Origin of the sequence: Streptomyces sp. NPDC051041, from assembly GCF_044456065.1 — a bacterium.
Taxonomy (GTDB): domain Bacteria; phylum Actinomycetota; class Actinomycetes; order Streptomycetales; family Streptomycetaceae; genus Streptomyces; species Streptomyces glaucus.
Genome location: NZ_JBITFM010000009.1, coordinates 156,051 through 175,500, shown reverse-complemented (window position 1 = coordinate 175,500; position 19,450 = coordinate 156,051). Strand labels below are relative to the sequence as shown.

Below are 19,450 nucleotides of genomic sequence, written 5' to 3'. Positions count from 1 at the left end.
TCAACAATGCCACGTCGGCGGGCGTTTCCCCCACTCGCCCCGGAGGTGACAGCGGGACGCCGGTCTCCTCGCCGCCCCGTCCCGGGGCGGCCGGGCCCCGTTCAGCTCCGCAGGTGTTCGAGGGCCTGCTCGGTACTGGAGTGCAGGGTGAAGAACTGGTCCAGTCCGGTGATGCCGAACACACGGGCCAGGTGGGGCCTGAGACCGGCGATGCTCACCGTGGATCCGGCGGCGTCGGCGCGGTGACGGGCGGCGATGAGCGCGGTCAGCCCGCTGGAGTCGCAGTACTCCAGGCCCGACAGGTCGAAGATCACGCCGGAGCCCTGCGCGAAGGGGACGTCGTCGAGGGCCTGTTTGAGACGGGGAACCGTGTGGTAGTCGAGTTCGCCATCCAGACGCAGCACGATCGGCCCGGACGGATCGGGCCGCTGGGCGATGTCCAGAGTGCGCTCTTTCTCGGTCACCGTGTCTCCTGGGCGACGTGGCTGATGGGGCGGTCACAGCACAGCCTCGCAGGCCACGCTGTCCGCACGGAAAGCGGTGGCCTCCTCGCCGTCGCTCCCCGCGCTGTGCGGTGCTGCTCCGTGCTGGGCCCGACGGGGTCCCGGATCAGCTGACTCATCGTACGAAGTCGCGGAATTCCGCGGAGGGCGGTGCCGGGCGTCCGGCAGCGGGGCCCCGGACCCGGCGCCGTACCGCCGATCGCGGGGGCGCGGTGCCGTGCCGACGGATCGGGCCGGGGCCGGCCGGTCACCGGATCGGACGACGGGCCCTCGTCGCCGCACGGCCGGTGCCGGTTCGCCTCCCGGCCCCCGCGAGGCCGCCTCGCGCCCCGGCCCCCGGCTCCGTCTCACCGGGAGCTCCCGGTGAGACGGGCGCGACCGCGCCCTGCGGGGAGCCGCTCCGCGGGGGACCCGGCAGGCGGTGCCGGAGGGCCGGCCGGACCCGAAGCCGCGGTTCAGTGACATCCCTCACGCCGGATCCGGGAGCTGAGCACGCGCAATAGTAGAAACCACTATGGCGACATAGAGGATTTGTCCGGCTTGATTCGAACGGGACGACGCCGGACCCGCCGGCGTCCGCCCCCTCCCCTCCTCTCGCCCACCCTCGGCAGAGGAAAAGCCTCCTGACAGGGCGGCAGGAATCCGCGAAGGCCCCGGACGCCGGGCCAGCACACCCCCACGGCCATGGCAAGGACCGGCCGGATCTACGAGGCGAGGTAGTACACCGGTCCTTTGTGCTCCTTGTGGAGCCGTCCTCACAATGACGGTCCGCGGATTCCCCCCGCCGTTCAGGAGGCGGGGTCCGCGCAGAGCCAGCCGCGCAAGAGGCGCTCGGCGTCTACCGAGTGAGGTCACGCATGGGGAAGCACCGCAAGAACCGGCATTACCGGCGAATAGTCATCGCCGCCGTCGCCATGGGGGCCGTGGGCGTGCCGACCGTCGCCCTGGCCTGTGCCGACTGGCAGGGCAGCGAGAAGGGCCGGTTCCACGACGCCAGGGGCAACGCGGCCACGGGCGGATGGAACGACGCCGACCGGGGTCGCGGCCGGGACGGCGGCGAGGACAGCGGGCCCGGCTCCGCGGCGTCGAAGACGCCGAGCGCCTCCGGCGGTGCTCGGCGCACCACTGCGCCGAAGCCCGGAAGCACCGCACCCTCCAGCGCCCCGAAGACCACCCCCGGCACTCCGGAGGCCGCCCCCTCCACGACTCCCGGCACTCCGAAGGCCGCCCCCTCCACGGCCCCCGGCACCCCCGAGGCCACGCCCTCCGCGAGCGCCGGCACGCCGAAGGCCGCCCCCTCCACGGCCCCCGCGTCGCCGGAGACGCCGGCGGGCACCGCCACGGCGTCCGGGGTCGCCGCCCGTATCGTCGAACTCGTCAACGCCGAGCGGAAGAAGGTCGGTTGTTCCCCCGTGACCCTGGACGCGACCCTGACCAAGGCCGCGCAGGCGCACAGTGAGGACATGGCGGCCCACCGGAACATGTCGCACACCGGGTCCGACGGGTCGTCCCCGGGCGACCGGATCACACGTGCCGGCTACACCTGGAGCACTTACGGCGAGAACGTCGCCTACGGCTACGGCACTCCCGAACAGGTCATGTCGGGCTGGATGTCCAGCCCCGGCCACAAGGCCAACATCCTCAACTGCGCGTTCGAGGAGATCGGTGTCGGCCTCGCCCAGCCCGGCCACTACTGGACGCAGGACTTCGGAACCGCCCGGTAGGCGGCGGCACCGGGGAGGCGGAGCGCCGCGTCGGTGACGTCCGCGCGGTCCCCCGGCGATCCGGGGCGTCGCGGGACGCCGGTGCCGCCCGGGGCCGGCGGGGGCTCAGACGGCGGCCCGGGGTCGCGCCGGGCCGAGGTGGTGCACGGTGGTTCCCTCGGCGTGCGGGGCGAGCAGGCCCTGCAGTTCGTCGGCCGCGGCCTTCAGGAGAGCGCCGTCACGGGTGGCCCGGAGGGTTTCGAGGACGAAGGTGACGCGGGTGGAGTCCTCGGTGACGCGGGTGCGGTGGGCGTCGCGGTGGTTCCAGTGGCGGGTCAGGACGCCGGTGGTGTCCGCGTAGACGATCTCGCCGGGCTCGGGGTTCTCGACGGTGTCGGGTTCGCCGAGCGGGGTGAAGGACTCGGTGCCGTCCGCGGGGCGGATGTCGACGTCGCCGGTGACGCGGTCGAGGTCGAAGGCGCCGGCGGGCAGGCCGTGCCGGACGGAGACGAGGTTGTAGGAGTCGACGGCCGGGTTGATGCGCGGCAGGGTTCCCTTCTTGGCCAGGCGGCGGCCGAGGGCGTCGACGCTGGGGCGGACGCGACGGGGGTTGGTGCCGAAGGAGCGGTAGGCGGTGTGCCAGGACTCGATGCGGGGATCGGTCTCGTCGGCGGGCCGCCAGGTGCCGGCGGCGAGCTGCTGCTCCAGGTCCTCCAGGGCGGCCGCGGTGCGGGGCCAGGGTTCGCGGCCGCGCAGGCCGGTGGCGGTGACCAGGGCGATGAGGGTGTCGGGGAAGGCGTCCGCGAGGGCGGGGGCGAGGCGGAAGACGGGCATGGGCGGGGTTTCCGTTCCTGTGTCGGGGTGGCGGGTCAGGGCTTCCAGGGGCCGGTGCGGTCCAGGCGGCGGCGCTGTTGCCGTGCGGTGGGCACGTCCAGGCCCTGGCCGCGTGCGGCGAGGCGGTCGGCGACGGCCGCGCGGTGCTCGACGGGTTTGTGGTCGTCGTACTTGAACTTGGCCCGCACCTCGACGACTTCCAGGCGCAGGCCGCGGATGCCGGACAGCATCCGGCCGTAGGGGGGCCGGCCGACGGCGACGGGAGCGTGGTCGCCGTCGGGCTGGAAGTGGGCGAGCTGGCGGCGCAGCAGTTCGGCCTTGGCCTCGGGGTCGTCGACGACGTGGGCGCGGCAGGTGAACTGGACGGCCGTGTAGTAGCTGGTGGGGACGCCGTCGGTGGGCGGGGCACCGGCCCCGGCGCGCCAGGGGCCGGGGACGAAGGCGTAGTCGCCGATGACGGTGAGGACGACGTCCGGGTCGTGCTCGATCGCCTTCCAGACCGGGTTGGGCCGGGCGAGGTGGACCAGGAGGTGGTCGCCGTCGCAGGTGAAGTGGGTGGGGACGGCGGCGGGGGGCCGGCCGGGCGGGCCGTTGACGCTCAGGAGCCCGAAGTCGTGGCCGTCGGCGATCCAGGTCCGCCACTCGGCTTCGTCCAGGCCGGCGTCCCAGGGGTGGATCAGCATGCCGTGCTCCTTGTGCGTGCGGTGAGGCGGGGGTCTGCGGGTCTGTTCAGGCGAGGGCGAGGAGGCTGACGGCGACGGCGGCGGCGCCCGGGCCGACGAGCTGGCCGCGGTGGATGCGTTCGGCGAGCACACCGCGGGCGAGCAGGACCGCGCCGACGGGCAGCGCGGCGGACACCAGCGCGGTCACGGGCGAGAGCACGTGCATCGGGCCGATCGCCGGGGTGCGGTGGAGCAGGGCGAACGCCGCGGCCGAGGCCGCCCCGGACGCGGCGCCCCAGCCGAGGGCGCCGGCGCTGAACGAGGCGCCGGGCAGGGGCCACGGCATCAGCTCGACCGCGAGGCCGGCCGGGGCCGCGATCAGCACGGTGCGCAGCACACGGGCCTTGCGGGCGCCGAGGCCGCCGAGGAAGTCGGCGCACCCGTAGGCGAGTGAGCTGCCCAGGGCCAGCAGCGGAGCGATCACAGGACATCCCTTACCATCATCAGAACGACCGAACCGTACAACGCAATGACCAGCCCGTGTCAACCGAACGACCGCGCGGTGCATTCCGGTGGTCCGACGGCGAGGATGGAGATCAGATGGCCGAGACAGCCGCAGCCCTGCGGACGGTCGCGCACAACGTCCGGGCGGCCCGCGTCCGCGCGGGCCTGTCCCTGGACGAGCTCAGCCGCCGCGCCCAGGTCAGCAAGGGTGCCCTGGTGGGACTGGAGAAGGCCCAGGGCAACCCCAACCTGGCCACCCTGGTACGGCTGGCCGACACCCTCGGCATCTCGGTGTCCGCCCTGATGCAGGGGCCGCCCGAGGAGCGCGTCCGTGTCGTGGCCGCCGACACCGTCGCGCCCCTGTGGACCGGGGAACGGGGCGGCGAGGCCCGGCTCGTGCTGACCACCTCCGGACCCGCCCCGGTCGAGGTCTGGCGCTGGCGGCTGGAGCCGGGCGAGGAGTACCCCAGCCATCCCCACCAGGCCGGGGTCGTGGAGACGGTCAGCGTCACCGCCGGCCGCATGGTCCTGGTGGTCGACGGCACCGAGCACACCGTCGAAGCCGGGCAGACCGCCACGTTCGACGGCGACACCCCTCACACCTACCGCGGCGCCGGCACCGGGACCTGCCACCTGATCATGACGGTCCATCTGCCCCCCGGCCCCGGCGCCTCCGCCTGACCCGCACCCCGCGCGCGAGTGGCCGCGGCGTGCGCTCCGCGCCCGGCGCGCACGCACGTCGGCGAGGTCCAGCGGCTCGGTCCCGGAAGACCCCGCTCCGACTGCTCGCCAGGGGCAGCAGCGCCTCGATCAGCCGCTCCTGGTCCTCGCCGATGGCCAGGGTTCGCCCGCACACCGCCCGCAGGGCCCTCCCGTCCGGGCCGGATTGCTCAACGCGACCTCGATCTCCGCACGTTGCAGGGTCAGCGGGGTGCGCAGCTCGTGCGAGGCGTTGGCGACGAAGCGTCTCCGTGCGTCGAACGCGGCCTCCAGGCGGGCGAGCAGGTCTCGAAGGTGTCGCCGAGGTCCTTCAGCTCGCCGTCGGCGGGGCCGGGCATCGCGAGCCGCTCGTGCAGGTTGTGCGCCGAGATGCGCCGGGCCCGTTCCGTCATCACGCGCACGGACCGCAGCACCCGCCCGGCCATCAGCCGGCCCAGCCCGCCGGAGACGCCGGTCATGACGCCGAGCGCGATCCCGGACCGGGTGAGCAGCGTGCGCTGCGCCTCCTGGCGCTGGCGGTCGGCGACGTAGGAGGTCTGTGCCGGGATTTCCCGCACCGCCGGATCGCGCGAGGCGTTCATGGTGGTAATCCCGGCGCCTTCGGAGGCGGGGCTCTGCAGGACCAGGAGGTAGGTGACGGCGAGCAGGGTGGCGCCCGAGACGAGGAACAGCGTCCCGTACAGCGACGCCGCCCGCGCCGGGTTCACCGGACCGGCCGGACCGCGTGCTGCGCTCCACCGGCCGGATCGTCCGGCGGGGCGGCGGTCACGGGCGGTCGGACGAGCCGCCGTACGGCGCCGGCATGTCCAGGTCGGGGTCTCCGAACCGGGCACGCAGGGCCTGGAAGGCGGTGACCTTGTCCTCGCCGAAGCGGCGGACCTGGGAGGCGTACTCGTCGGCGGAGAGGAACGCCGTGGGCCTGGACTTGCTGTGGAACTTGTCCGCGTACATCACCAGCTTCTCCTCGTCCGTCACCGCCAGGTAGTCGTCGACCGGCAGCGGCAGGCCCTGGCTCAGGATGTCGTTCCTCGTCAGCCCCACCCCGGTGTGGTGGGAGCAGAAGCGGCACAGGGCCTCCGGGAAGCCCTCGTCCGCCAAGAGCTCGTGTCCGAGCAGCCCGTGCCGGATGTAGCCGCGGTGGTCCAGCAGGCCGTCGTCCCCGTAGAGGCGGTAGACGCCGATGTCGTGGAGGAGGCAGCCGGCGCGGACCAGGTCGGCGTCGAGATGAGCGAGGTGCGGCGCGGAGAGGAGCCGCTCGGCGATGCGCCAGACGATCTCGCAGTGCGTGTGCACGAGTTCGAACGCCTCGGCGGTCGGGGCGTACTTCTCGTGCAGCGCGCGGATCTCTTCGGGTCCCGGAATCCTCATCCGGGCAGCGTAACAACCACCGGCCCGGTGCCCCGGCGGGGAAACCGGACCGGGACGCGGGCCGGCCCCGCCGAGGTGTCCCGGCGGGGCCGGCCCGCGGTCGCCCGCGCGCTGGAGGCGCCTGCTGTTCCGGCCGCCCGTCGCGGTCGCCGGCGCTTCGGGGGCGACCCGTCGCTGTGCGGAGGCCGCCGTCACCGGACCGGCCGTCCGCGGGGCCCCGGCGCGCGGCCGGTCCGCGCCCACCGGCCGGGACCGCGGGCCTCGGCGGGCCGCCGCCGGCCTCGTCCGCGGGAGGGTTCCGGGAACCGCGGGACCGCGCGGGGCGGTGCGGCCGTCGTCAGCCGACCGCCGGGCCGGCCTCCTCGGTGCCGGACAGCTCGGCCAGGAACTGGTGGCAGCGGGCGGCGCGTTCCGAGTCCTGCTCCATGACGGTGCGGAAGAACTCGGCGATCTCCTTCTTGTTCGCGTTCTCCGCGTCGCGCACGTACTGGCCGTAGTCGTGCCCGGCCTTCAGCGCGTGGTACTGCACGGAGATGAGGTCGTACACGACGTCGCTGAAACCGGTTTCACCCGTGGCCATGAGTCCTCCCGGAGTAGGTGAGAAGTAGGAACGCAAGCCGGGTATCACCTCCTCAGCGGCCCAAACCACGCTCGGTGGCCGCGTCGCGGCGGGCGCGCTGCGGGACCACGACGTAGGCCGGGTCCCTCGTCGACGCGACGCCGCCCTCGAAGGTGCCGAACCGCTGCAGGGCACTGCCGGCGAGCAGGGCGAGCCCGGCCGCGGCGGCCGCCGGGCGGCTGCGGCGGGCGACGGTGACCGCGGCGAGCGCCCCGCCGAGGGTGAGGTGTTCCGCGGCCCGGCGCAGGCGGTGGGCGCGGCCCTCGGTGTAGGCCTTGGTCTCCAGCCCGGGCCGGCGGTCCAGGAGCCGGGCGGCGACGAGTTCCGCCGCCGCGCCCGCGGCCGCGAGGCGTCGGGCGGGGGCCGCCTCGGCCACCGGAGCGAGCAGCAGGCCGAGGCCCGCGCCGCTCGCGGCGGCGGATCCGGTGAACACGAAGGGCAGTTCGCGGTGGGCTTCGTGCCAGGCCGGCACAGCCGTCTGGGAGAGCAGCACCGCCGTGTAGGAGGCGAGTCCGGGCGCGAAGGCCGCGGCCCACAGCCCGCCCACCCGGCCCGCCCGGTGCAGCAGACGGCCGGGTCGGGTGGCGCGCCAGGGGGCGGGCAGCAGCTCGGCCGCGGCGGCCAGGCCGCTGCCGGGTCCGTAGGCGACGAGGATCCAGGTGCCGACGGACATGGGCGACGTCGGCTTCGCCACCCGCAGCATGTGGTGGAAGCGTTCGGGGCGGCCCAGGTCGGCGACGAGCAGGTAGGTGCTGGCGAGCAGGGCGCCGAAGCCGCCCAGGCGGCCGGTGCGGCACAGGGCCGGACGGCCGGTCAGGTCGGCGCCGGCCGCCAGCAGGGCCGCGCCCGCCGCCAGACCGCCGGTGAACAGGTAGGCGGGAACCTTCCACTCCCACACCGGCGGTTTCAGCACGGGCCGGCCGTAGTAGGAGCGGAACCCGTCCGCCGGGGCGGCCGTCTCCTCGCGGTGGCCGCCGCGGCGGCGGCCCGAGGCGAAGGTGCCCGCGCGGACGTCGGCGGCGCCCGCGTCGCTGCGCGGCTCGCGCGGCAGTCCGTCGTCGTCGCTCACCGGCGGCCTCCCTCACCCGACTTGACGAAGACGGCGACGGTGGCCGCCAGCAGGGCCGAGGCGGCCGCGCCGGCGTACCTCCACATGGCCGGCAGGTCGCGGGTGGGGACCACGGGATCCGGTGGCAGCCCGTAGACCTCGGGGTCGTCGAGCAGCAGGAAGAACGCGCCGTCGCCGCCCACCCCGTCGTCGGGGTCGCGGCCGTACAGGCGCGCCTCCGCCACGCCCGCCTCGTGCAGCTGCTCCAGCCGCCGGTCGGCCCGTTCGCGCAGCTCGTCGAGCGGGCCGAACTGGATGGAGTCGGTGGGACAGGCCTTGGCGCAGGCCGGTTCCAGACCGCCGCGCAGGCGGTCGTAGCACAGGGTGCACTTCCAGGCGCGGCCGTCGTCGGCCCGCCGGTCGATGACGCCGTAGGGGCAGCCGGAGACGCAGTAGCCGCAGCCGTTGCAGATGTCGGGCTGCACCACGACGCTGCCGAACTCGGTGCGGAACAGCGCGCCGGTGGGGCAGACGTCGAGGCAGCCGGCGTGGGTGCAGTGCTTGCACACGTCGGACGCCATCAGCCAGCGGAAGTCGGTGCGGCTCCCGGCGTCGCCGGCGGCGCCGGGCAGGTCGAAGGAGGGGAAGCCCAGGTCCACCGGTCCGGTGCCGAGTTCGCCGCCGCCGCGGGGCGCCTCGCGCAGGGCGTCCGCGGTCACCTCGGCCGTGTGCCCGGTGGCGGAGGGGCCGGTGGGCAGGCCGGTCAGGCCCGGATCCTGCCGGCCCAGGGGCCGCTCCTGCTCCACGAAGGCGACGTGCCGCCACGAACTGGCGCCGAGCATGCCGGTGTTGTCGAAGGACATGCCCAGCAGGTCCAGGCCGTCCTCGGGGACGTCGTTCCACTCCTTGCAGGCCACCTCGCACGCCTTGCAGCCGATGCACACGGAGGTGTCGGTGAAGAAGCCGACGCGTGGCGGGTGTTCGCGGTGGCCGGCGTCGGCGGCGGGGTCCTGAAGGGGCCCGTACAGGCTGTGCTCGTCGGTCATGGGGAGTCCTCCGGCCGGTCCGGTTCGGTGTGGGCCGGCCCGTGGCCGGCGCCGTCGCCCGCCGTCATGACGCGGGTGCCGGTGAGCGGGGTGATCCCGGCCCGGCGGCGGTAGTCCTGGACGTACTCCAGCAGGGCCGGTCCCCGCGGCCGCCGTCCGGGCCGGATGTCGCAGGTCAGCACCTTGCTCTCCTGGATCAGCACGTTGGGCTCGGCCACCACCCCGATGAGGTCGTTGACGACGTCACCGCTGCTGAGCCCGGTGTGGCCCCAGTGGTACGGCATCCAGACCTGGTGGACGGTGCGGCCCTCGACGCGCAGCGGCGCCAGCCGGTCGGTGACGACGACGCGGGCCTCCACCGCGGTCCGGCTGGTGACGACGTGCGCCCAGTCCAGGTGGCGCAGCCCGCGCTCGGCCGCCAGTTCCGGCGACACCTCCACGAACAGCTCCGGCTGCAGCTCCGCCAGGTACGGCAGCTGACGGCTCATGCCGCCCGCGGTGTGGTGCTCGGTGAGCCGCGCCGCCGTGAAGACGAAGGGGAACACCTCGCTGTGCGCCTCGGGCGGGGCCGGGTTGGAGGGGTTGTCGCGGCGGCCGTAGACCTTGCGCGTCGGGTTGGCCTGCTGGCCGTACAGGGGGTTGCGCACGGGGGACTCGTGCGGCTCGTAGTGGGTGGGCAGCGGGCCGTCCGTCAGGCCGGCCGAGGCGAACAGCCACGCCTTGCCGTCGGCCATCATGATGAACGCGTCGTCGCCGCCGAGCGCCTCGGGGCCGGAGGCGCCCTCGGGGGGCCGGTAGTCCGGCGGCTTGTGCCGCTCGAAGTCGGGGACGTCGTGGCCGGTCCACTCGCCGCGCTCCTCGTCCCACCACACGAGGGCCTTGCGCTCGCTCCAGGGCCGCCCCTGCGGGTCGGCCGAGGCCCGGTTGTACAGCACGCGCCGGTTCAGCGGCCAGGTCCAGCCCCATTCGGCCTCGTACGGGCCCTGCTCGAAGCGGGACTTGCGGCGCCGGGCCTGGTTGACCTCGTCGGCGTACACCCCGCTGTAGATCCAGCAGCCGCAGGCGGTGCTGCCGTCGGCCTTCAGGTCGGCGTAGCCGCCGACGGTGCGTCCGGTGGTCAGGTCGATGCCGTTGATGCGGCGCAGGACGTCCGCCGCGGACGGCTCGTCGCCCTCGGTCGCGTAGTCCCAGGCGAGGTCGAGCACGGGCCGGTCGCGCTCGTCGGTGGAGCCGGCCAGCCGCTCCTTCACCAGCCGGCCCAGGTGGTAGAAGAACCACAGCTCGGAGCGCTGGTCGCCGCTCGGTTCGACGGCCTGGTCCCGCCACTGCAGCATGCGCTGGGTCTGGGTGAAGGTGCCGGACTTCTCCACGTGCGAGGCAGCGGGGAAGAAGAACACCTCCGTGCGGCAGCGCTCGGGGACGATCTCCCCGGTCTCGACCTCGGGGGCGTCCTTCCAGAAGGTGGCGCTCTCGATCATGTTCAGGTCGCGGACGACGAGCCAGTCCAGGTTGGCCATGCCCAGGCGCTGCAGGCGGCCGTGCGCGGAGCCGACGGCGGGGTTCTGGCCGAGCAGGAAGTAGCCGAAGACCTTCCCGTCGACCATGTCCATCGCGGTGCGGTAGGTGCCGTGGTCGCCGTCGATGCGGGGCAGGTGGCCGAAGCAGTAGTCGTTCTCGGCGGTGGCCGCCTCGCCCCAGTACTCCTTCAGCAGCGAGACCGTGTAGGCGTCGGCGTTGCCCCAGAATCCCTTCTGGCCGGGGCGGCGGATGCCGTCCAGGTAGGCGGTCAGGTCCTGGTGGGTGACGTCCGGCATCGGCAGGTAGCCGGGCAGCAGGTTGAACAGGGTCGGGATGTCCGTCGAACCCTGGATGGAGGCGTGCCCGCGCAGCGCGTAGATGCCGCCGCCGGGGCGGCCGATGTTGCCCAGCAGCAGCTGGATGATCGAACCGGCGCGGATGTACTGGGCGCCGGTGGAGTGCTGCGTCCATCCGACGCTGTACACCAGGGCCGTGGTGCGCTCGCGGCCGGAGTTGTCCGTCCAGGCCCGGCACACCTCCAGGAACGCGTCCTGGGGGACTCCGCAGATCCGCTCGACCATCTCGGGGGTGTAGCGGGCGAAGTGCCGCTTGAGCACCTGGTACACGCACCGCGGGTGCTCCAGCGTCGGGTCGGCGGCGATCTCGCCGGCGCCTCCCTCGACGACCGGGCCGCCGGCGCCGTGCTGGTAGGGGGCGGCCTGTTCCTTGGCGCGGTGGCCCGGTCCCTCCTGCGCCCCGACGCTCTCGTAGGCCCAGCTGGAGGGGTCGTAGGAGGCGGTGTGCGGGTCGTAGCCGCTGAACAGGCCGTCGAGGTCCTCGGTGTCCCGGTAGTCCTCGCTCAGCAGGAACGGCGCGTTGGTGTACGCCTCCACGTACTCCCGGAAGTCCAGGCCGTGGGAGAGGATGTGGTTGATCACCCCGCCCAGGAAGGCGATGTCGGTGCCGGCCCGCAGCGGGACGTACCGGTCGGCGAGCGCGCTGGTGCGGGTGAACCGCGGGTCGATGTGGATGACCTTCGCACCGCGCGCCTTGGCCTCCATCACCCACTGGAACCCGACCGGATGGGCCTCGGCCATGTTCGAGCCCATGATGACGACGCAGTCGGCGTTGACCAGGTCCTGCTGGTAGTCGGTGGCGCCGCCGCGGCCGAACGAGGCTCCCAGACCGGGAACCGTGGCGGAGTGTCAAATACGCGCCTGGTTCTCGATCTGGATCGCGCCGAGCGCGGTGAACAACTTCTTGATCAGGTAGTTCTCCTCGTTGTCCAGCGTCGCGCCGCCCAGGCCGGCGAAGCCCAGGGTGCGCCGCAGCGGGCGCCCTGCCTCGTCGGTGTCCTGCCAGCCCCGGCGCCGGGCGTCCAGCACCCGGTCGGCCACCATGTCCATGGCCACGTCGAGGTCCAGGTCCTGCCACTCGGTGGCGTACGGCGGCCGGTAGCGCACCTTCCGCTCGCGCTGGGGACCGGTGACGAGCTGCTTGCTGGCGGAGCCCTTCGGGCACAGCCGGCCGCGCGAGATCGGACTGTCCGGGTTGCCCTCGATCTGGATGACGCGCTCGTCCTTGACGTAGACGCGCTGCGCGCAGCCCACCGCGCAGTAGGGGCAGACCGAGTCCGCCACCCGGTCCGCGCCGGCCGTCCGGGGTTCCAGACCGGCGGAGCGCCGGGACTGGGCCGCCTTGCCGCGGCCGAGCCGGTCGGCTCCCGTGAGCTGCCGGTACACCGGCCACCCGCCGATCCACCGTTCCACGCCCATACGCCCGCTCCCTCGTACGGCGGTGCACCTTTCTCCGAAGGCTACGCGCGCGGGGGCCGCCCGCAAGTGGGCGGTGGCAGGTGGGCGGTGGCGCCGCGCGCCGCGACCGGCCCGCGGGGTCCGCGCGGTTCCCCGCACCGGCTCCGGGGTTCGAGCGGCGCGCCCGCGCCGGGCTCAGCGCAGGACGACGGAGGCCGGTCCGCGCGGCACCAGTTCGCCGACCACCGGCGCTCCCGGCACCTCCCCCGCCACCAGCAGCCCGCCCGAGGTCTGGGCGTCGGCCAGGAGGAGCCGGGTGTCGGCGTCGGTGCCGCCGAAGTCGGTGAACGGCGCGACCCACTCCAGGTTCCGCCGGGTGCCGCCGCTGACGTATCCGTCCCGCACCGCCTCCCGGGCCCCGTCGAGGAAGGGCACGGCGGCGGTGTCGACCACGGCGGTCACCTCCGAGGCCCGTGCCAGCTTGTGCAGGTGGCCGAGGAAGCCGAAGCCGGTGACGTCGGTGGCGCACCTCGCCCCGGCCGCCAGGGCCGCGGCCGACGCGTCCCGGTTGAGCGCGACCATGGTGGCCACCGCCTGTTCGAACCGTTCACCGGTGGCCTTGTGCCGGTTGTTGAGCACGCCGAGGCCGAGGGGCTTGGTGAGCGACAGGGGCAGGCCCGGCCGGCCGGCGTCGTTGCGCAGCAGCCGTCCGGGGTCCGCCAGGCCGGTGACGGCCATGCCGTACTTGGGTTCCGGATCGTCCACGCTGTGTCCGCCGCCCACGTGGCAGCCGGCCTGCGCGGCGACGTCCAGCCCGCCGCGCAGCACCTCGCGCGCGAGGTCGAACGGCAGCACGTCGCGGGGCCAGGCCAGGAGGTTGACGGCGAGGACCGGGCGGCCGCCCATGGCGTACACGTCGGACAGGGCGTTGGCCGCGGCGATGCGGCCCCAGTCGTAGGGGTCGTCGACGACGGGCGTGAAGAAGTCGGCTGTGCAGACCACCGCCCGGGCCGGGGCGGCGTCCCGCGCGGGCAGGGTGACCACGGCCGCGTCGTCGCCGGTGGCCAGGCCGACCAGGAGCGGGGTGTCGCTCGCGGCCGGCAGGGGCCTCGCCAGTCCGTCGAGCACCTCCTCCAGCTCGCCGGGCGGGATCTTGCAGGCGCAGCCGCCGCCGTGGGCGAACCGGGTGAGGCGTACCGGGGTTTCACGCGGGGACGTCATGCCTGGTCTCCTTGATCGACGTGGGGGGTGTGGCACGGGGCGTCGGCGGGCGGCACCGGTGAGCGCGCCGTGTCCCGGGTCCGGGCCGCCGACGCGCGGTGGCCGCGGACGGTCCGGGCGTGCCGGCGGCCGTCCGGTAGCCTGGGCGGGCGAGGGAGGCGTGTGGGTGCCTGGTGGCCCTCCCGGTCTTCAAAACCGAGGTGCCCGAGGATCTCGGGCAGGCGGGTTCGATTCCCGTCCGCCTCCGCCGTCCCCGCCGGTCCGGCAGCGCCGGTGCCGGTCGTCCACGCGCTCGGTGTAGCCGCGGGCGTCCAGCAGCTCCAGCAGCGGCACGGCCACCCGGCGCGTGGTGTCCAGGGCCTGGCGGGCCTCGCTCAGCGTGAACGGCTGCGGGATCCCGCGTAGTACGTCGGCGGCCCGGGCGTCCGCCTCCGGCAGCAGCACGATGCCGTCGCCGACCCGCAGCAGCGCGCCCGCCGCGACCGCGGCGGCCAGTGCCTTGCGGGTGAGGCCCAGTTCGGCCAGGCGGTCGGCGTCCGGGGCGCGGAACGGTGCCCGGGCCAGCTCCCGCCGCACGGCGTCGACGGCGGCCCGGACGGGCGGCGGGAGAGCCGGTCCCCTGCTCCCGGGGCGGTACAACCGTCCCTGGCCGCGGCGCAGTTCCTTCTCCCCCGGGGTTTCGGCGAGCGCGTCGACCAGGGCCCGGTCGGGCAGGCCGAGCAGCCGCCGGGCCGCCTCCGTGGGCAGTCCGGGGTCCATCGGGTGCCGGGCCACGTGCCGTTCGACCTCGGCGGCCAGGCGGGCCCGCAGCGCCGCCCAGTGGTCCGGGTCGGCCAGCCAGTCCCCGGTGACCGGCGGGGCGGGCGCGGGCACGCCCATCGCTTCCAGCAGCGAGCGGCGCACGAGCCCGCGCCGCCGCAGTTCCGCCGTGCCGTCCGGGCGGCCGGTCAGGTCCGCCAGCTCGGCCGCCCTGGCCCGGGCGGCTCCGCGCCGGGCCAGGGCGGGCGGCCGCACGTCCAGTACGGTCACCCCGCACGGCGCGTGCCGCCCGCCCGGTTCCCGCAGGACGGCCCGGTCCCCGACGCGCAGGGGCAGCGCGCGGGACAGGGTCAGCCTCGCCGTGTCCGTGCCGAGCGGCCGTACGGTGACCGGTACCGCGGCGGTGCCGATGTGCAGGGTCACCGTCCGGGGCAGGTCCTCGGCCGGCCTTCCGGCGAGCCGGACGTCGGCCGTTCGGGTGAGCAGCCAGCGGCCGGGGGTCAGCAGCACCCGGCCCCGGCCGAGCAGTCCGTCGGCGGCGGCGCCGTGGACGTTGACCGCCACCCGTGCCACGCCGCCGGCCTCGGACCGGTCCTCGTGCAGGCACTGCAGCCCGCGCACCCGCAGCGCGGTCGTGCCGTCCCCCGCCACCAGCCGGTCACCGACCCGCAGCGTGCCCGCGCCCAGGGTTCCCGTGACGACCGTCCCGTGGCCGCGCACGGTGAAGGCGCGGTCCAGCCACAGCCGTACGTCCGCGTCGGCGTCGGGGACGGGCAGCGACCGGGCCAGCCGGGCCAGCTCCGCGCGCAGTTCACCGAGGCCCGCACCGGTCACGGCGCTCACCGCGACGGACGGGACGGTCCCCAGGGACGTCGCGGCCAGGCGCTCCGCCGCGTCCGCCCGTACGGGTCCGGGGTCCGCCAGATCGCTGCGGGTCACGGCCAGCACGGCGTGCCGTACCCCGAGCGCGTCCAGGATCTCCAGGTGCTCCTGCGACTGCGGCTGCCAGCCCTGGTCGGCGGCCACCACGAACAGCACGGCGGGCACGGGGCCGACGCCGGCCAGCATGGTGGCGACGAACCGTTCGTGGCCGGGCACGTCCACGAACGCGAGGTGCTCCCCGCCGGAGCCGTCGGCGCCGCTCGGGTCCAGCCTGGTCCACACGAATCCCAGGTCCAGGGTCAGTCCCCGGCGCCGTTCCTCCTCGAACCGGTCGGGTTCCATTCCGGTCAGCGCCCGCACCAGCGCGGACTTGCCGTGGTCGACGTGCCCGGCGGTGGCCAGTACCCGCATGCCGCCTACCTCCCGGTCGCCGTGACCGCCCGGACGGCCCCGGCCAGCCGCTCGTCGTCCTCCGCCGGCACCGCCCGCAGGTCGAGCAGGCACCGTCCCGCCTCCAGGCGCCCCACGACGGGGACCGGTCCGGTCCGCAGGGCGGCGGCGTACCGCTCGGGCAGCGACAGCGCGGCGCTGGGCAGCGTCACTCCGGGCGCGCCGCCGCCGCCCACCGTCGCGGCGCTCTCCACGGCCCGGACGTCGACGCCGTCGGCGGCCAGCGCGGCGGCCAGCCGTTCCGCGCGGCACCTCAGACGCCCCGGGTCGGCGGCCAGGGCCTCACCGGTCGGGGTCTCGGGGCCCCGCAGCGTCGCCTCCAGCGCGGCCAGGGTCAGCTTGTCCACCCGCAGGGCGCGGGCGAGCGGGTGCCGGGAGACGACGCGGACCAGGTCCTCGTCCCCGAGGAGGAGCCCGCACTGGGGTCCGCCCAGGAGCTTGTCGCCGCTCGCGGTGACCAGCGACGCCCCCGCCCTCAGCTGGGTGCCGGCGTCGGGCTCCTCGGGCAGCAGCGGATGGGGGCCCAGCAGTCCGGAACCGATGTCCACGACGACCGGGACGCCCAGCGCCGCCAGTTCACCGACGCCGGCGGCCCGGGTGAAGCCGGTGATCAGGAAGTTGGAGGGGTGCACCTTCAGCACGAACGCCGTCTCCGGGCCGATGGCCGCGGCGTAGTCCGCGGCGGTGGTGCGGTTGGTGGTGCCCACCTCGCGCAGCCGGGCGCCGGTGGAGACCAGCAGGTCCGGCAGCCGGAAGCCGTCCCCGATCTCCACCATCTCCCCCCGGCTGATGACGATCTCCCGGCCGGCGGCGAGGGCGGTGGCCGTCAGCACGAGCGCGGCGGCCCCGTTGTTGACGACGTGCGCCGCGGCGGCGGACGGCACCCGGTCGCGGAGGGCGGCCAGGGTGGTGCGGCCCCGGCGGGCCCGCACCCCGGTCCGCAGGTCCAGCTCGACGTCGGTGGGCCCGGCGGCCTCCTGCACCGCCCGCCGGGCCGCCGCCGACAGCGGCGCCCGTCCGAGGTTGGTGTGCAGCACCACGCCGGTGGCGTTGATCACCGGCCGCAGCCCGCCGGCCGTGCGCGGCAGCAGGGCGACCGCGGTGTCGGCCACGCCGTCGGGCGGGACGGTCCCCGCGCGGGCCCGCTCCTGCGCCTGCCGGACGGCGGACTTCACCACCCCGGCCCCCAGCCGGCCGGCCGCCTCCACCAGGCGGGGATCGCGCAGCACGGCGTCGGTGCGGGGAACGCGGCGCCGGCCGTCCGGCCCCGGCGGCGTGTCCCTCCCCCCGGCGGGTCCGGCCGCGCCGGGTGCGCGGTCCCCGGCCCTCACCCCGCTCCGTTCGGTCGTGTCCCGCTGGTCCACGCGTCCCTCCGTCCACGCCGCGCCCGGCTCGTCGCCGTCCGGTGGACTCCCATCGTCTCCCAATGCCGCCGGCCGGTGGCGGGACACGCCGGGACACCGCCGTCGACCGGCCCGCGGACGACGGCCGCGGGCAGCGGCCCGCCGGGCGCGTCCCGCGTTCCCCCTCCCCCGTGTCCCTTCCACCCCGCGGCCCCGCCTCCGGCGGCGGGATCAGCGGTTCCGCGGTCCGCCGCAGCCCGGGGGGGTGCGTCCGGGGTGTCGGCGGCGGGGGGCTCATTCCGTTCGTCGCCCCGGTGGCCGGGCGGTGACCGGGCGGCCGCTTCGCGCTGTGCGGCGCACCGCCGCGGGGGGTCCGCGGCGGCCGGGTGCCGCGGACCCCTCGCAGCGGTCCAGGTGGGCCACGACGACCAGGTGGGGGAAGGTGAGCGCGGCCAGCAGGGCCACTCCGCGGGCGGCCGTCCGGCCGTCCGCCGGGAACGCGTGGGGCAGGGCGGTGAGCGCGGCGAGGGCGGCAAGGGCGACGACGGTGGGGACGGCCGCCTGGCGGCCGAACCTGCGCAGCACCGCCGCGGTGCGCCCGGCCCGCAGTGCCGGGATGTTGGCGGGGTCGGCCAGGACCAGCCGGGCGATGTGCCGTACCGAGTGCCAGGCACCGAAGTAGGCACCGAACGCCACCAGGGGCGGCACCACGGTGAACAGCGCGGTGAGCAGCAGCAGTTCGGCGGCCTGCCGGTGCCGCCCGCCGCGCAGCGCCGTCACGCAGCCGGCCGTCACGGCCGCTCCGGCCAGCGCCGCGGCGGCCGGCCGCGCCGGCGCGGCCAGCAGCCAGTCGAGGCCGGGGGCGAGCTGCCGTACCACCGGGCGCACCTGCTCGGGCCACCGCACCAGGGGCAGTACGGTGGTGACCGCTCCGTGGGCGAGGGCGTGCGCCGTCCGCCGGGCCGGGCCCGCCGGGCCGTCGCGCAGGGCGCAGAACCGGGCGTCGCCGTAGCCGAAGTGCAGCGCGGAGACGGCCAGGAAGACGCCGAACACGCAGGCCGGGGCGGCCAGGGCGGCAGCGGGGACGGCCACGGCCGCCGCGGCGTAGCCGAGCGGGACGACGCCCCGGCGCCCGGCCGCGGACCGGGGGCGGCGCCGGAACCAGCCGGGCACCAGGTGGTCGACGGCGCCGTGCGGCAGGCCGGCCACCAGGCCGATCAGGAAGACCGCGACCGGCCAGCGCCGCCATGCCTCCGGCGCCACCAGGCCGACGGCGAGCACGGCCGCCACCGCGCCGGCGGAGATCCGGCCGGCCGGCGCCAGGACGCGGGCCGCCGGCGCCGGGGGCGGCCGCCGGGGGTCACCGGTCCCGGCCGGTGCCATCGCGGCCGTGGTCGCCGTGGCCGCCGCCCCCGCTGCCGTCGCGCACCGGCGGCGGGGCGGGGCGGGCGCCGTGCCCGGCCAGCGACGCCGCCACCGGGGGCCAGGCGTCGGCCCGCTTGACGTGCGAGATCCACACCTCCTCCGGGTGGGTCCCGGTGCCGGCCCGGAGGTCGTCGGCGGTGCGCACCTTGGCCACCTTGTGGATCAGCACCCCGAACCAGACCTTGGCGGCGACATCGGCCGCGCAGAAGCCGAGCTGGGTGACCAGAGCCCAGCCCACCAGGTCGGAGTCGGGGTCGACGGACTGCTGGATCAGGTAGATCAGCGGGTAGACGCCGAAGGAGCTGAACAGCAGGACGGTCGCCCGTTTCAGGCCGGTGTACGCCTCCGGCGACAGCTCGTCGCGGCCGGCCAGCACCGCGTGGCCCAGCACCGCGTACAGCACGAGGAAGAACACCGTGCTGATCGCGGCCCACACCACCAGCCACAGCACCCGGTTGCCGTTGTCGAGCACCTGGGCGCCGAGGAAGCCGGTGAGGATCATCAGGAAGGACGCCGACACGGCGGTGCCGCGCAGCACGGACATCCGCCGCCCGGCGACGGCGCACACGGCGAGCAGTTCCACGGCGAGCAGCGGCACCGTGACCGACCAGTCCGCGTACCGCATCCCGCCGTCGAACTCGGTGTCGGCCACCGGCACGTACCGCTCCTCCCGCAGGGTGAAGGAGGTCTTCCAGCTGACGAAGAGCTCCACGTAGGCGAGGAAGGCCACCAGTTGGAGCAGGGCGCTGGCGTCGCTCGCCGCCCGGTAGCGCGGGGCCGTCTCGCTCCGGGTGACGAACGCGTGCAGGGAGCCCGCCAGCAACGCCAGGCCGGTCGCCATCAGGGCGTACAGCACCATGCGGTACTCGCCCTCGGTGTAGGTCAGCAGGCCCGAGAACTCGCCTCGCACCGGGGGCGCCGCCGGTGCGGGCGCGCCGCTTGATTCCGCGGCGCCGGAGCCGGCGCCTGTTGCCGGTGCGAGCAGCATGACCGTCCCTGAGGCCGAGGCGGCCGGGCGGGCCGGCGAAGCCGCCGGTCCGCCCGGTGCGCGTGCGCAGGCCGGACCGGCCGGCCGGCGCACGCGCTCGGAT

The 19,450-nt window shown here is 75.5% G+C and carries 16 protein-coding genes, 1 tRNA gene and 2 pseudogenes; 3 read left to right on the top strand and 16 right to left on the bottom strand.

Features of this window, described 5'->3' with window-relative positions; translation table 11 throughout:
• Window positions 1-101: 101 nt before the first annotated feature.
• On the bottom strand, window positions 102-464 hold the full coding sequence (locus ACIBAI_RS17305; protein WP_399035025.1) for an STAS domain-containing protein: 363 nt from the start codon (window positions 462-464) through the stop codon (window positions 102-104).
• A gap of 896 nt (window positions 465-1,360) precedes the next feature.
• On the opposite strand from ACIBAI_RS17305, the gene ACIBAI_RS17300 reads away from it, so the two are divergent.
• The gene (locus ACIBAI_RS17300) at window positions 1,361-2,227 is read left to right on the top strand and encodes a CAP domain-containing protein (RefSeq protein ID WP_399035023.1); all 867 of its coding nucleotides are present in this window, start codon (window positions 1,361-1,363) and stop codon (window positions 2,225-2,227) included.
• A gap of 105 nt (window positions 2,228-2,332) precedes the next feature.
• Here the strand turns inward: ACIBAI_RS17300 and ACIBAI_RS17295 are convergent, their stop codons facing one another.
• From ACIBAI_RS17295 to ACIBAI_RS17285, 3 genes and pseudogenes are all read right to left on the bottom strand, one after another.
• A complete protein-coding gene (locus ACIBAI_RS17295) occupies window positions 2,333-3,040 on the bottom strand; it encodes a B3/4 domain-containing protein (protein ID WP_399035021.1) in 708 nt (235 codons plus the stop codon).
• A gap of 35 nt (window positions 3,041-3,075) precedes the next feature.
• Window positions 3,076-3,723, bottom strand: a complete 648-nt coding sequence (locus ACIBAI_RS17290; RefSeq protein ID WP_399035019.1) for an FMN-binding negative transcriptional regulator — start codon at window positions 3,721-3,723, stop codon at window positions 3,076-3,078.
• 55 nt (window positions 3,724-3,778) lie between these two features.
• Window positions 3,779-4,186 (bottom strand): annotated as a pseudogene (locus tag ACIBAI_RS17285) (EamA family transporter); the annotation flags it as partial.
• 116 nt (window positions 4,187-4,302) lie between these two features.
• Between ACIBAI_RS17285 and ACIBAI_RS17280 the strand changes: the two are divergent.
• Window positions 4,303-4,887: a helix-turn-helix domain-containing protein gene (locus ACIBAI_RS17280; protein WP_399035017.1), complete on the top strand. Its 585-nt coding sequence runs from the start codon at window positions 4,303-4,305 to the stop codon at window positions 4,885-4,887.
• A gap of 129 nt (window positions 4,888-5,016) precedes the next feature.
• On the opposite strand, the gene ACIBAI_RS17275 is transcribed toward ACIBAI_RS17280, so the two are convergent.
• The 8 genes from ACIBAI_RS17275 to selD all read right to left on the bottom strand — a co-directional run bounded on the left by ACIBAI_RS17275 (window position 5,017) and on the right by selD (window position 13,500).
• Complete coding sequence (locus ACIBAI_RS17275; RefSeq protein ID WP_399035117.1) at window positions 5,017-5,145, bottom strand: hypothetical protein; 129 nt, start codon at window positions 5,143-5,145, stop codon at window positions 5,017-5,019.
• The gene (locus ACIBAI_RS17270; RefSeq protein WP_399035015.1) at window positions 5,130-5,633 is read right to left on the bottom strand and encodes a HAMP domain-containing protein; all 504 of its coding nucleotides are present in this window, start codon (window positions 5,631-5,633) and stop codon (window positions 5,130-5,132) included. The genes ACIBAI_RS17275 and ACIBAI_RS17270 overlap by 16 nt, the downstream gene beginning before the upstream one ends.
• A gap of 58 nt (window positions 5,634-5,691) precedes the next feature.
• A complete protein-coding gene (locus tag ACIBAI_RS17265) occupies window positions 5,692-6,294 on the bottom strand; it encodes an HD domain-containing protein (protein WP_399035013.1) in 603 nt (200 codons plus the stop codon).
• A 337-nt stretch (window positions 6,295-6,631) separates the two neighbouring features.
• Window positions 6,632-6,874 (bottom strand): acyl carrier protein, encoded by a 243-nt coding sequence (locus ACIBAI_RS17260; RefSeq protein WP_344609690.1) that lies wholly within the window; start codon window positions 6,872-6,874, stop codon window positions 6,632-6,634.
• 52 nt (window positions 6,875-6,926) lie between these two features.
• Complete coding sequence (gene nrfD, locus ACIBAI_RS17255; protein ID WP_399035011.1) at window positions 6,927-7,982, bottom strand: NrfD/PsrC family molybdoenzyme membrane anchor subunit; 1,056 nt, start codon at window positions 7,980-7,982, stop codon at window positions 6,927-6,929.
• The gene (locus ACIBAI_RS17250) at window positions 7,979-9,007 is read right to left on the bottom strand and encodes a 4Fe-4S dicluster domain-containing protein (RefSeq protein WP_399035009.1); all 1,029 of its coding nucleotides are present in this window, start codon (window positions 9,005-9,007) and stop codon (window positions 7,979-7,981) included. Before ACIBAI_RS17250 ends, nrfD begins: the two co-directional genes overlap by 4 nt.
• Window positions 9,004-12,300: a formate dehydrogenase gene (gene fdh / locus ACIBAI_RS17245; RefSeq protein ID WP_399035006.1), complete on the bottom strand. Its 3,297-nt coding sequence runs from the start codon at window positions 12,298-12,300 to the stop codon at window positions 9,004-9,006. Before fdh ends, ACIBAI_RS17250 begins: the two co-directional genes overlap by 4 nt.
• 174 nt (window positions 12,301-12,474) lie before the next feature.
• Window positions 12,475-13,500, bottom strand: coding sequence for a selenide, water dikinase SelD (selD, locus tag ACIBAI_RS17240; protein ID WP_399035005.1), 1,026 nt, complete (start codon window positions 13,498-13,500; stop codon window positions 12,475-12,477).
• Window positions 13,501-13,654: 154 nt separating this feature from the next.
• Here selD and ACIBAI_RS17235 point away from each other — a divergent pair.
• A tRNA-Sec gene (locus ACIBAI_RS17235) sits at window positions 13,655-13,747 on the top strand.
• Window positions 13,748-13,782: 35 nt separating this feature from the next.
• On the opposite strand, the pseudogene ACIBAI_RS17230 reads toward ACIBAI_RS17235, so the two are convergent.
• From ACIBAI_RS17230 to ACIBAI_RS17215, 4 genes and pseudogenes are all read right to left on the bottom strand, one after another.
• Window positions 13,783-15,552, bottom strand: a pseudogene (locus ACIBAI_RS17230) (SelB C-terminal domain-containing protein); the annotation flags it as partial.
• Window positions 15,553-15,557: 5 nt separating this feature from the next.
• Window positions 15,558-16,955: an L-seryl-tRNA(Sec) selenium transferase gene (gene selA / locus ACIBAI_RS17225; RefSeq protein ID WP_399035003.1), complete on the bottom strand. Its 1,398-nt coding sequence runs from the start codon at window positions 16,953-16,955 to the stop codon at window positions 15,558-15,560.
• 273 nt (window positions 16,956-17,228) lie between these two features.
• Window positions 17,229-18,317, bottom strand: coding sequence for a Brp/Blh family beta-carotene 15,15'-dioxygenase (locus ACIBAI_RS17220; protein ID WP_399035002.1), 1,089 nt, complete (start codon window positions 18,315-18,317; stop codon window positions 17,229-17,231).
• Window positions 18,295-19,269, bottom strand: coding sequence for a bacteriorhodopsin (locus ACIBAI_RS17215; protein WP_399035000.1), 975 nt, complete (start codon window positions 19,267-19,269; stop codon window positions 18,295-18,297). The genes ACIBAI_RS17220 and ACIBAI_RS17215 overlap by 23 nt, the downstream gene beginning before the upstream one ends.
• Window positions 19,270-19,450 lie beyond the last annotated feature (181 nt).

What these genes read in the sequence shown, in the direction of transcription:
- ACIBAI_RS17290 (WP_399035019.1), bottom strand. Translation starts at nt 3,723, where the DNA reads ATGCTGATCCACCCCTGGGACGCCGGCCTGGACGAAGCCGAGTGGCGG.
- ACIBAI_RS17295 (WP_399035021.1), bottom strand. Translation starts at nt 3,040, where the DNA reads ATGCCCGTCTTCCGCCTCGCCCCCGCCCTCGCGGACGCCTTCCCCGAC.
- ACIBAI_RS17260 (WP_344609690.1), bottom strand. Translation starts at nt 6,874, where the DNA reads ATGGCCACGGGTGAAACCGGTTTCAGCGACGTCGTGTACGACCTCATC.
- ACIBAI_RS17300 (WP_399035023.1), top strand. Translation starts at nt 1,361, where the DNA reads ATGGGGAAGCACCGCAAGAACCGGCATTACCGGCGAATAGTCATCGCC.
- selD (WP_399035005.1), bottom strand. Translation starts at nt 13,500, where the DNA reads ATGACGTCCCCGCGTGAAACCCCGGTACGCCTCACCCGGTTCGCCCAC.
- ACIBAI_RS17280 (WP_399035017.1), top strand. Translation starts at nt 4,303, where the DNA reads ATGGCCGAGACAGCCGCAGCCCTGCGGACGGTCGCGCACAACGTCCGG.
- ACIBAI_RS17220 (WP_399035002.1), bottom strand. Translation starts at nt 18,317, where the DNA reads ATGGCACCGGCCGGGACCGGTGACCCCCGGCGGCCGCCCCCGGCGCCG.
- ACIBAI_RS17265 (WP_399035013.1), bottom strand. Translation starts at nt 6,294, where the DNA reads ATGAGGATTCCGGGACCCGAAGAGATCCGCGCGCTGCACGAGAAGTAC.
- ACIBAI_RS17250 (WP_399035009.1), bottom strand. Translation starts at nt 9,007, where the DNA reads ATGACCGACGAGCACAGCCTGTACGGGCCCCTTCAGGACCCCGCCGCC.